Raw genomic sequence first — 13,492 nt, forward strand, 5'->3', positions numbered from 1 at the left:
GTAGGCGAGTCCCATGACCGCACCCAGGGCTATAAATTCCGTTTTCAGGTCACCGCTGAGGTATGAAGTCCCGGCGAAAACTGCGACGGCGAGGCACAGAGATATAAAGAGGTGGAATAGTGACCATCGATTTTTCATCAGCGTCCTTTCCGGTATCTCTGTGCCCCTCGTCTGAGCAGCTGTAGACCTAGCGATTCAAGAGCATTACTCCGCCGCAATTCCCATGCGGGCGCGTTCCATCTCTTCCAGGGCACGGCGGTACTCGACCGGCATGACCTTGCGGAACTTCGGACGGTAGTCGGCCCAGTTGTCCAGGATCTGCATGGCGCGGGTGGAGCCCGTGTAGTGCAGATGGTTGGAGATCAGCTGGTAGAGCCGCTCCTCGTCGTGGCGCGTCATGTCACCGGAGACGTCGACGCGTCCCTTGTGCATGAGGTCGCCGCCGTGATGATGCAGCTTCTCGAGCATGTCGTCTTCCTCCGGCACCGGCTCGAGCTCGACCATCGCCATGTTGCAGCGCTTGGCGAAATCGCCGGCCTCATCGAGCACGTAGGCAACGCCACCGGACATGCCGGCCGCGAAGTTACGACCCGTTTGGCCGAGAACGACAACGACACCGCCCGTCATGTATTCGCAGCCGTGGTCGCCCACGCCTTCGACGATGGCGATCGCACCCGAGTTGCGGACCGCGAAGCGCTCGCCCGCGACACCGCGGAAGTAGCACTCACCCTCGGTCGCACCGTAGAGAACGGTGTTGCCGACGATGATCGACTCTTCGGCCACGATCTTCGAATTCTCCGGAGGACGCACGATGATCTTGCCGCCCGAAAGGCCCTTGCCGACATAGTCGTTGCCATCACCGATCAGGTTGAAGGTGATGCCGCGTGCCAGGAAGGCGCCGAACGACTGGCCGGCCGTGCCTTTGAGCGTCACGTTGATCGTATCGTCCTTGAGGCCACGGTGGTTATAGCGCTTGGCAACTTCACCCGACAGCATCGCGCCCGCCGAACGGTCGACGTTCTTGATATCGGCCTCGAAGGATACAGGCGTCTTCGAAGCAAGTGCCGGCTCGGCTTCCGCGATCAGCTTGCGATCGAGAATGTCGTCGATCGGGTGCTTCTGGCGCGTCGTCCAGTAGGTGGCTTCCTTCGGCGCTTCGACCTTGTGGAAGATGCGGCTGAAGTCGAGACCCTTGGACTTCCAGTGCGCCAGCATCTCGTCCTTCTCGAGCAGCTCCGAAGCACCGATGATGTCATCGAGCCTGGTGAAGCCGAGCGAGGCGAGGATCTCGCGCACTTCGTTGGCGACGAAGAAGAAGTAGTTGACGACGTGCTCCGGCGTGCCCTTGAAGCGCTTGCGCAGAACCGGATCCTGCGTGGCAACGCCGACAGGACAGGTGTTCAGGTGGCACTTGCGCATCATGATGCAGCCGGCGGCGATCAGTGGCGCGGTCGCGAAGCCGAACTCGTCGGCACCGAGAAGCGCACCGATGATGACGTCGCGGCCGGTCTTCAGGCCACCATCGACCTGTAGCGCGATGCGCGAACGCAGGCCATTAAGCACCAGCGTCTGCTGCGTCTCGGCAAGGCCGATTTCCCACGGAGAACCCGCGTGCTTCAGCGAGGTCAGCGGCGATGCGCCGGTGCCGCCGTCGAAACCGGAGACCGTGATGTGGTCGGCGCGCGCCTTGGCAACGCCGGCGGCAACCGTACCGACGCCGACTTCCGAGACGAGCTTGACCGACACGTCGGACGTCGGGTTGACGTTCTTCAGGTCGTAGATCAGCTGCGCCAGATCTTCGATCGAGTAGATGTCGTGGTGCGGCGGCGGCGAGATCAGGCCGACACCCGGCGTCGAGTGACGGGTCTTGGCAACCGTTGCATCGACCTTGTGGCCGGGCAGTTGGCCGCCTTCGCCGGGCTTGGCGCCCTGCGCGACCTTGATCTGCAGCATATCGGCGTTGACGAGATACTCGGTCGTCACACCGAAGCGTCCCGATGCGATCTGCTTGATCGCCGAGCGTTCCGGGTTGGACGAACCGTCTGGCAGCGGCATGTAGCGGTCGCTTTCTTCGCCGCCCTCGCCGGTGTTGGACTTGCCGCCGATCTTGTTCATCGCGATCGCCAGGGTCGTATGCGCCTCGCGGCTGATCGAGCCGAAGGACATGGCGCCGGTCGAGAAGCGCTTGACGATCTCGGCGGCAGGCTCCACGTCGTCGACCGAAACCGGCTTGCGGCCCAGCTGATCGGCGCTCTTGATGTTGAAGAGGCCACGGATCGTGTTCATGCGCAGCGCCGAGGTGTTCACCATCTCGGCGAACTCGCGGTAGCGGTCCTCAGCATTGCCGCGAACGGCGTGCTGCAGCGTGGCCACCGCATCCGGCGTCCAGGCATGGCTTTCGCCGCGCATGCGGTAGGCATACTCACCACCGATATCGAGCGTGGTCGCCAGCAGCGGGTCCTTGCCGAAGGCAGAGTTGTGACGGGCAACGGTCTCTTCGGCGATCGCCTTGAGATCGACGCCTTCGATCATCGTCGCAGTGCCGAAGAAATACTTGTCGACCAGTTCCTGCTGCAGGCCGATCGCATCGAAGATCTGGCCGCCGCAATAGGATTGATAGGTCGAGATGCCCATCTTCGACATGACCTTGAGGATGCCCTTACCGACCGCCTTGATGTAGCGATAGACGACTTCAGACGCGTCCACTTCCTTCGGGAACTCGCCCTTTGCATGCATATCGAGCAGCGTGTCGAAGGCAAGGTAAGGGTTGATCGCTTCGGCGCCATAGCCCGCGAGCAGGCAGAAGTGATGCACTTCGCGCGGCTCGCCGGTCTCGACGACGAGCCCGACCGAGGTGCGCAGGCCCTTGCGGATCAGGTGATGGTGGACGGCTGCGGTCGCGAGCAGCGCCGGGATCGCGATACGATCAGGCCCGATCTGGCGGTCGGAGAGAACGATGATGTTGTAGCCGCCCTTGACCGCCGCTTCCGCGCGCTCGCAGAGGCGATCGAGCATCTCCGGCATGCCTTCGGCGCCACGCTCGACGTCGTAGGTGAAGTCGAGCGTCTTGGTGTCGAAGCGGTCTTCCGTGTGACCGATCGAGCGGATCTTTTCGAGATCGCCGTTGGTCAGGATCGGTTGACGCACTTCCAGGCGCTTGGCGTTCGCCATGCCGGTGTGGTCGAGAATGTTCGGACGCGGACCGATGAACGAAACGAGGCTCATGACGAGCTCTTCGCGAATCGGGTCGATCGGCGGGTTGGTGACCTGCGCGAAGTTCTGCTTGAAGTAGGTGTAGAGCAGCTTCGACTTTTCGGACATCGCCGAGATCGGCGTATCCGTGCCCATCGAGCCGACAGCTTCCTGTCCTGTCGTCGCCATCGGCGACATCAGGATCTTGGTGTCTTCGGTGGTGTAGCCGAAAGCCTGCTGGCGGTTGAGCAGCGACACGTCGCGGCGCAGCGCGCGCGGCTCCACCGGCTTCAGCTCTTCCAGGATCAACTGCGTGCGATCGAGCCACTGTCCATACGGATGCTTGGTCGCAAGCTCGGTCTTCAACTCCTCGTCGGAGATGATCTTGCCCTTTTCCATGTCGATCAGCAGCATCTTGCCCGGCTGCAGGCGCCACTTCTTGACGATGTCCTCTTCGGCCACCGGCAGCGTGCCGGCTTCCGACGCGAGGATGACGCGATCATCAGATGTGACGAGATAGCGGGCCGGACGCAAGCCGTTGCGGTCAAGCGTCGCGCCGATCTGCTTGCCGTCGGTGAATGCGACAGCCGCCGGGCCGTCCCACGGCTCCATCAGGGCAGCGTGATATTCGTAGAACGCCTTGCGCTCCTTCGACATCGACTGGTTGCCGGCCCAGGCTTCCGGGATCAACATCATCACGGCATGCGCCATGGAATAGCCGCCGCGCACGAGGAACTCGAGCGCGTTGTCGAAGCAGGCCGTGTCCGATTGGCCTTCATAGGAGATCGGCCAAAGCTTGGAGATGTCGTCGCCGAAGAGCGGCGAGGAAACCGATGCCTGGCGCGCCGCCATCCAGTTGACGTTGGAGCGCAGCGTGTTGATTTCGCCGTTGTGGGCGACCATGCGATAAGGATGCGCCAACTTCCAAGACGGGAAGGTGTTGGTCGAGAAGCGCTGATGCACGAGGGCGACCGCGCTCTCGAACCGCGGGTCCGACAGGTCCTTGTAGTAAGCGCCGACCTGGTAGGCCAGGAACATGCCCTTGTAGACAATCGTCGCTGACGACAGCGACACCGGGTAGAAGTGGCTCTCCTCACCGTCGAATTCGTCGTAGATGCGGTTGGAAATCACCTTGCGCAGCGTAAACAGGCGGCGTTCGAATTCATCGGTGGTCGCGGCATCGTCGCCGGCGCCGATGAATATCTGACAGTGATGCGGTTCGGTAGCGGCGATATCGGGCGCCTTCGACAGCGACGTGTTGTCGACGGGCACGTCGCGGAAGCCGATGAGAACCTGGCCCTCTTCGGAGATGACGTCCTGCATCACCTTCTTGAAATGCGCGATCTGCTTTTCGTCGCGCGGCATGAAGATATGACCGACGCCATACTCACCCGCCTTTGGAAGGGTAATGCCCTGCTTGGCCATTTCCTCGCGGAAGAAGCGGTCTGGGATCTGGACGAGAATACCGGCGCCATCGCCCATCAGCGGATCGGCGCCGACAGCACCACGGTGCGTCAGGTTCTCGAGAATGAAGAGACCGTCCTTGACGATCTGGTGCGACTTCTGACCCTTCATGTGGGCGACAAAGCCGACGCCGCAGGCATCGTGCTCGTTGCGCGGATCGTAGAGGCCCTGTTTTCGCGGCAAACCGGAGGCGAATTTACGCGCATTGGCCGTCGCGCGCGTCGTTGCTGCTGCGAACTGGTCAAAACCCGTGGATGGCGTCTTCGTCATCTTTCCCTCCTGTCAGAGCCCGCGGGGGCTGCGGCGGCTCTTTGCCCCGCACCGTCCCTGATCCTAGGTTCGGCGCGTGACAGCGCTGTTGCATTAATCGAAGATCCGGTCGCCGGCGGCAGGCTCTCCAGGGAAAGCAGCCGTTGCGCTCCTGCGCCTGCCATTCCGCCTCCGCACACGGGCATTCGCCCGTATTTTGGAGAACTATAGCGTGAAACCCTACAAGTGTAAGGTTTTTTGGCATCTCCTCGGCCATCGCGGCCAAATAGGACAGCAACCCTGTCCTAATTCACTCGATCTATGCCAGAAACATATGGTCCATGCAAGACGGTAAAATCAAAAAATCGGCGCCTCGCGACCGAATATTGCCAGCAGAATCGTTTTTTGCGATAGAAAATTACGCTACTCAGCATCATTTTGTTTATTGATTGCTGAAGTCAATTTTTGTGATGGATTCCGCGCCGGCCCTTTGACCAGCCGACATGTTGGCGTAATGTCGCCGCCCGAACCTGATCTCCCACCACATCCCAAGCGGTCCCCATCCATGTATTTTGCATCCGACAACTGGGCAGGCGCCCATCGATCCATCGCCGAACGTCTGCTCAGGGAGTCCGACGGCTTTGCCGCAGCCTATGGCGCAAGTGATCTCGACCGCCGTGTCGAGCGCCGCTTTGCGGAAGTCTTCGAACGCGACGTTGCAGTGCTTTTCGTTGGCACCGGCACGGCAGCGAACTCGCTTTCGCTCGCGAGCGTTCAACGGCCAGGCGGCATCACCTTCTGTCATTCCGAGGCGCATGTGATTGCCGACGAATGCGGCGCCCCCGACTTCTTCAGCGGCGCCCGTCTGCTTGGCGTTCCAGGCGCCGAGGGAAAGATCGACCCGGAAAAGCTCAAGGAGAAGATCGCAGCCTTCCCACAGACGGCCGTGCAACACGGCCGGGCAACGGCGATTACGATCACCCAGGCAACCGAGGCCGGTACCGTCTATTCCCTCGCCGAAATCGATGAGATCGCCGAGATCGCCCAGAAAGACAAGCTGCCTCTCCATATGGACGGCGCACGCTTTGCCAATGCCCTCGTCTCCCTCGGCGTCAGCCCGGCGGAGATGACGTGGAAGCGCGGCATAGACATGCTCTCCTTCGGCGCCACGAAGAATGGATGCTGGTGCGCGGAAGCGATCGTGTTCTTCAATCCGGAGAAAGCGAGGGAAATGCCGTTCATCCGCAAGCGCGCCGCCCAGCTGTTCTCGAAGTCCCGCTTCATCGCGGCCCAGTTCGATGCCTATTTCGAGAACGATCTCTGGCTCGATCTGGCTCGCCATGCAAACGGCATGTCCGATCGCCTGCGCGCCGGCATCACGGCAAGCAACGGGTCACGGCTTGCCTGGCCGACCTCGGCCAACGAAGTCTTTGCCATCATTCCGAAAAGCGCTGCGAAACGGGCAGAGGAAAAAGGCGCGAAGTTCTATGCATGGCCGGTTCCGCCGGCGACACCCCAGCTAGTCGGCCCGGATCAAACCCTGATCCGGCTCGTCACCAGCTTCGCGACTGAAGAGGCGGACGTCGACGGCTTCCTTGGCTGCCTTGCAGGCTGAATTCCCGGACTCAATTCTGATGGCCCGTCACGGCGGATTGCGGCTTGCCGCTATCCGTCGTTTTCGCGTCGTGTCCCGCCACGACAATCAGCATCACACAGGCAACCAGCCCGGATACGAAGAGTACGCCATACGTCATCGGTCCGTTCTCCTTGCCCCGAAGATCGACCATGGGAATTGGGAGACTAGGCGCCGAACCTGACCAGATGACTAAGCTACAGGGTTGAGAGCGCCTTAAAATGGTAAGCAGCCCATTAACTTTTATGCGGGAGTACGATCGAAACTTGCGCCCTTCAGATCGCCCTGGCGTGTGCGGTACTGAATATCGGCCCACTGGCTGCCACGCCAAAACCGCGCTATCTCGGACTGCGCCCTGATACCGGAAAGCGAGAAATACCGATGAAGATCCGTCCTGAACAGCCTAGCGACATTGTGGCGATCCGCCAGCTGACCAAAGTGGCCTTCGCGCAGATCGAGTACAGCAGTCAAACAGAAGCCGAGATCGTTGACGCACTCCGCAAAGCGAACGCTTTGACAATCTCGCTCGTCGCTGTCGAAGACGCTGCCGTCATCGGACATGTCGCCTTCTCGCCCGTTACGATCGATGATGAAGACATGGGCTGGTATGGACTTGGGCCGGTTTCGGTGATGCCCGACCGCCAGGGCGAGGGCATTGGCGGAAAGCTCATTCGCGACGGCCTGGCGCGGCTCACAGATATCGGCGCCAAGGGTTGCGTCGTTCTCGGCGATCCCGGCTACTACACCCGCTTCGGCTTTCAGAATGACGCCAACCTGATCTTTGAGGCGGCTCCGCCCGAATATTTCATGCGCTTAGTGTTCGACGGCCCCACGCCCGCAGGTAAAGTCAGCTACCACGACGGTTTCAACGCCACGTGACGGGGCGCTGATCTCGCTAGACAGGTCGTGAAACCGGCTTCCAACGGTTTGTTCGGCAGCCAACCGGCTTCTTTCTGTCATGCGTTGGTGCGAAGACTACGCACCTTGCCGAGAATATCGTCCGATAGCGCTGACACCAGTGCCTGGTCCGCTCCTTTGCGCGGCACCAGCACGAACTCTACATCCTCAAGCATGGGCAGCCTGCCTTTGCCGATTTCCTTCAACCCGGACGGCGCCATGCTTCGCGGCTGTACCAGCACCCCCATGCCCGCCCGCGCCGCCGCAGTCAGGCCGCTCAGGCTGCCGCAGGTGCAGACGATGCGCCAGGCGGTTTGGGTGCGGCCCAGCGCCTCGAGCGCAATGCTGCGCGTCACGCTCGGCGGCGGGAAGGCGATCAATGGCAGCGGCCCGGCGCCCAACACGTGCTCCGGATCACGCGCCAGCCAGACGAGCGGCTCGCGGTAGACCAGACGCCCGTGGGCGTCGCCCAGCCGGCGCTTCGCCAACACCAGGTCGATCTCGCCATTGTCCTGCATCTCGTAGAGTGTACCGGAGAGCGCCACCGTCAACTCCAGATCGACTGAGGGGTGCGAACGCACGAAATCCTCGAGTACGGCCGGAAGCTGACTGGTCACGAAATCTTCCGACACACCGAGCCGAAGATTCCCGCGCAGCTTCTGCCCTCTGAATTGGGAGTGGACCTGTGCCTCGATCGCCAGCATCGCCCGGGCATGGCTAAGCAGCGCCTCGCCGTCGGTGGTCAACAGGACCTTATGGGTGTCACGCGCCAGCAGACGCCGGCCCACGGCGCTTTCGAGCCGCTGGATATGCTGGCTGACCGTCGACTGTCCGAGGCCAAGCCGCTCCGCGGCAAGCGTGAAGCTTCCCATCTGTTCGACGGCAACAAAACTACGCAGTTGCGTAAGATCCAGCATGTTAATCCAGAAACACGATAACTGTTATTCGTTGCATCCTGTATCATAATGGAAGAAAGACAGATGATCCACTGCTCACGAAGAGTATTCGTCATGCGCCGCTTTCTGCCCGATAGCTTCACAACCCTATTGGTTTGCACGGTCGTCCTTGCCTCGCTGTTACCGGCGAGAGGGGCCTTCGCCGGCTACTTCGGGATCGCGACGAACCTGGCCATCGCCCTCCTCTTCTTCCTGCATGGTGCCCGCCTCTCCCGCGATGTGGTGATCGCCGGTCTTCTGCACTGGCGGCTCCACCTCGTTATCCTGCTGACGACGTTCGGCCTCTTCCCGATCCTTGGCCTCGGTCTCGGTTTCGTGCCTGATTGGATCTTGCCGAAGCCGCTCTACCTCGGGCTCCTGTACCTCAGCGTCCTGCCATCGACGGTGCAATCCTCGATCGCCTTCACCTCTATGGCTGGCGGCAATGTCCCGGCCGCTATTTGCTCGGCCTCGGCATCGAACATCTTTGGCATGTTCCTGACGCCGCTGCTGGTCGGCCTGCTGTTTTCCGTCGGCGGCCATGGCGGCTTCTCCTGGGATGCGCTGCAGCAGATCCTCTTGCAGCTGTTGCTGCCCTTCGTCGTCGGCCAGGTGCTGGAGCCTTGGATCGGCGGCTGGATCCGCGCAAAGAAGAAGCTGTTGATGCCTGTCGACCGGGGCTCGATCCTGATGGTCGTCTATCTCGCCTTCAGCACGGCCGTCGTCGAGGGATTGTGGCACACCTTCTCGATCGGCGACATCGCGGCGGTTATCGTCGCCGACACCGCTCTGCTCGCCTTCGTGCTCTGTTTCACCATGTACGGGAGCCGTTTGCTGGGCTTCAACAAGGCCGACGAGATCACCATCACCTTCTGCGGCTCGAAAAAGAGCCTCGCCAGCGGCGCGCCGATGGCGAGCGTGATCTTCGCCGGTCAATCGATCGGCGCGATCGTGCTGCCGCTGATGCTGTTCCACCAGATACAGCTGATGGTCTGCGCCGTGATCGCGCAGAAATATGCGGCAAAGGCCGCGCACCGGATCACCGAAGAAGAAGCCGAAGAAGCAGCAAGCCCCGCCTGACGTTGGCCAATAAAAAAGCGGCGCTCGGATGAGCGCCGCCTGCAGGATTGGTCTTGGGAGGACCGATTATTTGGCGACCTGCGCCTCGATGGCCTTCGGCGCGCTCACCGGCTCAGCCGCAATCGCGATCTTGCGCGGCTTCATGGCTTCCGGAATGCTGCGAAGCAGGTCGATGTGGAGCAGACCGTTCTTCAGCGAAGCGGCAGTGACCTCGACGTGGTCGGCAAGCTGGAAGCGGCGCTCGAAGGCGCGCTTGGCGATGCCACGATAAAGGAACTCGCTACCTTCAGCCTTTTCTTCGCTCTTCTCGCCCTTGACGGTCAGAGCGTGGGCCTGCGACTCGATGGAAATTTCGGTCTCGTCGAAACCGGCAACGGCCATGGTAATGCGGTAAGTGTTTTCGCCGGTACGCTCGATGTTGTAGGGCGGATAGGTCTGGCCCTGGTCAGGCTGACCGAGGCTGTCGAGCATGGTGAAGAGGCGGTCGAAACCGACGGTGGAACGATAAAGGGGAGAGAAGTCTACGTGACGCATGGTGTCCTCCTGAGGAAGCGACGTGTTTGCGATAATTGCCCCTGAAACCCCTTGTTCGGCAGCTTCGGGACGGTTTAGCAGGCCCGTTTGGCGCCTGCAGAAATGATGTGGGGATGGTTTTTGTGGAGTTCAAGCCCCTCGCCTGAAGAGCGAACTTACCTTGCGTGAACGGCATATGAACATGCAGTTCGGAAGCCGTTCATGACAGGAGGAATAGCAATAGTGCCATCGGGTGACACTGGCCCGATGGCTGGAGTGTATCGTCCCTTCGTCTTCAGCCCGATCTCCGGCCGGCATCGCGGAACCCTCAAGTTTCGCATGCCGGTCTTTTTTGCGGTCTAACTCGAAGACGAGGAAGCTTGCAGCCTGTCAGACCGATAGCTCTTTGGCTCGCGTATTGATCGCCTCGCAGGCGTCCCCGAACGGATCGCACATCGGCACTAGAGGCGAAGCGCCAAGCTGAAGAAGCGCCTTCAGATGCTTCCAACCACCTTCCTCGCCCACCACGGGCGCGTAGGATGTCATCACGGTGCGCTCCTCGGCATAGAGGCGCTTGTACTCCGCAAAATTGGAGAAGTTCTCGTAATTGCTCTCCGACGGATGGAAGGTCTCGGCCGAAGCACCTTCGGCAAGAATGACCTCGTGGGTACTGAGCAGGACAGCATAATACTCGATCGAGGTGTCATCGGCAGGAACGATCGGCGCGATTGTCGTGCCGTTGACGAGATCCCTCACGCGGATCAGCACGCCATTCAGAAACAGCGCATGGCCTGGCGACAGGTAGAGATCGGAATGTGGTGTGCGGCTATCCAGCGCGTGGCGGGAAACGCGGATCGGCACGACGCCTTCATGCCAGCGCGCACCGCTCTTCTTGAAGACCTGGCGGCCGACCCATTTGACCGGGCGGGCGCTCCCGTCCGGAAGGGCAACGTTATCGCCGACGCGCAGATCCTCGACAGGCTTTTCGCCGCAATCAGTGAGGATCGCCGTCCCACGCAGGAAGCACTGTGCTCCGCCGCCACCGCCGCCTCCACCGGAGCCTCCCTGTCCGCCGGAGCCATTCCCGCCTCCACCAGAGTGACCACGCCCCCAGCGCCGCCCCATTGCACTCGCGGGAGACTTGGAAGCTGCCGTCGCCAAAGCCGCAACACCAGCGAGCCGCGCACCGGCGGCAGCGGCAACACCTAGAAAATGTCTGCGCGCGGTATTGCGTGGCAGCTTCGGATCTTCCGTGGATGACATGCGGGCGTCCTTTTGAAAAGAGTAATACCCGCCTATGTTACAATAAGTTGCATTGCATTGAACTTCGCAGAATAGAGCTAGGCCCTACCGAAAAGGGAGTAGGCAAGGCATAATGGCAGCGAAGGATGTTGCAAAAAACTGAATCGTTCAGCCTGGAAAAGGCCCGGTGTATAGGTGCATTTTTCTTTGATTTGACAGGGCAATCGCCTATCCGCTTTACTCGACAGGCAAATCCGCGAAGGACACGATTGGTCGACCATGGAACAGGTCCTTTTTTCGACCCCCGAAAACCCGGCACCCGAAAACCGCACCGAAGGCTACTTCGAAACCCATGACGGCCTTCGGCTGCGCTATGCCGTTTTTCGCTCCAATGCAGCAGTGGCGAAAGGCACCGTCGTCCTTCTCCAGGGCCGAAACGAATTTATCGAGAAGTATTTCGAAACCATCCGCGACCTGACAGCCCAGGGCCTTTGGGTCGCAACCTTCGATCTGCGCGGTCAGGGTGGCTCCGACCGGGTGCTGAAGAAGGGTCCGTACGGCCATGTCCGCCGCTTCATCGACTACGAACACGACCTCGATACGTTCCTCGAGAAGATCGTCCTGCCGGATACTCGTCTGCCGTTCTTCATCCTGGCGCATTCGACCGGAGCGCTGATTGCGCTATCCGCCGCGCCCTACCTCTCGACGCGCATCGAGCGGATGGTGCTGACTGCACCCTTCATCGGCCTCTCCGGCCAAGCAGCATCGGAAGGTACCATCCGCGCGCTTTCCGGGTTTGCCTGTTCGCTCGGGCTCGGCAACTTTCCGCTTGCACGCAAGCTCAAGGAACTGCCGTTCCGCGACAATCCCCTCACCTCGGATGAAGCTCGCTTCGAGCGCAACGTTGCCGTGGCTACAGCTCATCCGGAATTGACGCTGGGGCCGCCGACTGCGCGCTGGCTGCACGACTCCTTCCGGACGATTGACCGCGTCACGTCTCCGAGCCATCTGTTCTCGATCACCATTCCGACGGTGGTCATCGCGCCGACGCGCGATGCCATCGTTCCCTACATCGCGCAGGAGCGCATCTCACGCTATTTTCGCGCTGCGCAGTTCGTGCCGATCAACGGCGCGCGGCATGAGGTGCTGCAGGAGCGCGATGTCTACCGCCAGGCCGCCCTTGCGGCTTTCCACGCTTTCATTCCCGGCAGCGACGCGGAAGCCGTCGAGGAAGTCGAAGGGTTCGGTACGTAGCCCGGTCTCAATCCGCGAGACCGCGACAAATCCCGATCGATCTACCGTCCGAGGATTGCTATCGCCTCTTCGTAGACGGCGCGGCTGCCGGCGGCGATAATCGAGCCGCCATTTTCCGGACGCCCGCCATCCCAGGTCGTGATGATCCCGCCGGCGTTCTCGATGACCGGAATGATGCCGCCGACATCGTAAGGCTTCAGGCTGTTTTCAATCACCAGATCGACGTGACCCGCGGCAAGCAGCGCATAGGCATAGCAATCTGTACCATATCGGAAGAGCCTCACCTGGCTCTCGATCTCCCGATATTTCTCCATCTCTGCGCCTGCGAAGAGATGCGGCGAGGTGGTGAAAAGAATGGCGTTCCCCAAAGTGCCGCAATCACGAACCTGCAGTCGGCGCTCTCCCTCCGGACCGCTGTAGATGGAACCGTTCGCATCGGCGAAGTAGCGCTCGCCGGTAAACGGCTGCTCGATCATGCCCATGACCGCACGACCGTTTCTCTGCAATCCGATCAGCGTGCCCCAGACGGGCACGCCTGATATAAAGGCGCGCGTGCCATCGATCGGATCGATAACCCAGACATACTCACGGTCGAGACCGACATTGCCGTGCTCCTCGCCGAGAATGCCGTGATCGGGAAAGTGCTCCTCGATCAGCGCGCGAATGGCGACTTCCGCCGCCCTGTCGCCCTCGGTGACCGGATCGAAGCCGCTCGACAGCTTGTTGGTGACGTCGAGGCCAGAACGGAAACGCGGCAGCGTTTCGGCCTTGGCGGCTTCGGCCAGACGATTGAAGAACGAACGGTCAGGCAACATGGCGAAATCCATCTGTGGCGCGCGAATGGCGCTTTTCATAGCGGAATTGCAGCGAGTTGCAAACGAGAGCGGCAGCCTTTAGCCGGCTGCACAATAATTTTGCACTGCAAAATTTTGATTGACAATTGTGCACCGCAATAGTAGCGTTTGCTCACAGTCTTCTGACTGTAAATGCCCTCCTTGGGTGTTTCCTCCCTAGACTTGGACCGCCGCGAGGC

10 protein-coding genes are annotated in these 13,492 nt (G+C 60.9%); 4 read left to right on the forward strand and 6 right to left on the reverse strand.

Translation table 11 applies throughout. The annotated features are described in order from the left end of the window. Positions 1–204: 204 nt before the first annotated feature. Positions 205–4,926: a glutamate synthase large subunit gene (gltB, locus tag FHT77_RS15150; RefSeq protein WP_183755790.1), complete on the reverse strand. Its 4,722-nt coding sequence runs from the start codon at positions 4,924–4,926 to the stop codon at positions 205–207. Between the two features lie 544 nt (positions 4,927–5,470). Here gltB and FHT77_RS15155 point away from each other — a divergent pair. Beyond that, the gene (locus FHT77_RS15155) at positions 5,471–6,520 is read left to right on the forward strand and encodes a threonine aldolase family protein (protein ID WP_183755791.1); all 1,050 of its coding nucleotides are present in this window, start codon (positions 5,471–5,473) and stop codon (positions 6,518–6,520) included. 10 nt (positions 6,521–6,530) lie between these two features. Here FHT77_RS15155 and FHT77_RS31915 read toward each other — a convergent pair whose 3' ends face one another. Beyond that, positions 6,531–6,659 carry a hypothetical protein gene (locus FHT77_RS31915; RefSeq protein WP_259128832.1) on the reverse strand — a complete coding sequence of 43 codons (129 nt, stop codon included), beginning with the start codon at positions 6,657–6,659 and terminating at the stop codon, positions 6,531–6,533. Positions 6,660–6,919: 260 nt separating this feature from the next. On the opposite strand from FHT77_RS31915, the gene FHT77_RS15160 reads away from it, so the two are divergent. Further along, complete coding sequence (locus tag FHT77_RS15160) at positions 6,920–7,417, forward strand: GNAT family N-acetyltransferase (protein ID WP_183755792.1); 498 nt, start codon at positions 6,920–6,922, stop codon at positions 7,415–7,417. A gap of 77 nt (positions 7,418–7,494) precedes the next feature. Here FHT77_RS15160 and FHT77_RS15165 read toward each other — a convergent pair whose 3' ends face one another. Continuing rightward, positions 7,495–8,352 (reverse strand): LysR substrate-binding domain-containing protein, encoded by an 858-nt coding sequence (locus tag FHT77_RS15165; RefSeq protein ID WP_183755793.1) that lies wholly within the window; start codon positions 8,350–8,352, stop codon positions 7,495–7,497. 93 nt (positions 8,353–8,445) lie between these two features. On the opposite strand from FHT77_RS15165, the gene FHT77_RS15170 reads away from it, so the two are divergent. Next, positions 8,446–9,450: a bile acid:sodium symporter family protein gene (locus tag FHT77_RS15170; RefSeq protein WP_016557099.1), complete on the forward strand. Its 1,005-nt coding sequence runs from the start codon at positions 8,446–8,448 to the stop codon at positions 9,448–9,450. Between the two features lie 66 nt (positions 9,451–9,516). Here the strand turns inward: FHT77_RS15170 and FHT77_RS15175 are convergent, their stop codons facing one another. Together FHT77_RS15175 and FHT77_RS15180 are read right to left on the reverse strand one after the other, a co-directional pair. Next, positions 9,517–9,984 carry an Hsp20 family protein gene (locus FHT77_RS15175; protein WP_183755794.1) on the reverse strand — a complete coding sequence of 156 codons (468 nt, stop codon included), beginning with the start codon at positions 9,982–9,984 and terminating at the stop codon, positions 9,517–9,519. Between the two features lie 369 nt (positions 9,985–10,353). Then, positions 10,354–11,226 carry a Hint domain-containing protein gene (locus FHT77_RS15180; protein ID WP_183755795.1) on the reverse strand — a complete coding sequence of 291 codons (873 nt, stop codon included), beginning with the start codon at positions 11,224–11,226 and terminating at the stop codon, positions 10,354–10,356. Positions 11,227–11,484: 258 nt separating this feature from the next. Here FHT77_RS15180 and FHT77_RS15185 point away from each other — a divergent pair, with 258 nt between their 5' ends. Further along, on the forward strand, positions 11,485–12,459 hold the full coding sequence (locus FHT77_RS15185; protein ID WP_183755796.1) for an alpha/beta fold hydrolase: 975 nt from the start codon (positions 11,485–11,487) through the stop codon (positions 12,457–12,459). A 41-nt stretch (positions 12,460–12,500) separates the two neighbouring features. On the opposite strand, the gene hisN is transcribed toward FHT77_RS15185, so the two are convergent. Continuing rightward, positions 12,501–13,274: a histidinol-phosphatase gene (hisN, locus tag FHT77_RS15190; protein WP_183755797.1), complete on the reverse strand. Its 774-nt coding sequence runs from the start codon at positions 13,272–13,274 to the stop codon at positions 12,501–12,503. Positions 13,275–13,492: the final 218 nt, after the last annotated feature.

The organism is Rhizobium sp. BK181, assembly GCF_014193305.1.
Taxonomy (GTDB): Bacteria; Pseudomonadota; Alphaproteobacteria; order Rhizobiales; family Rhizobiaceae; genus Rhizobium.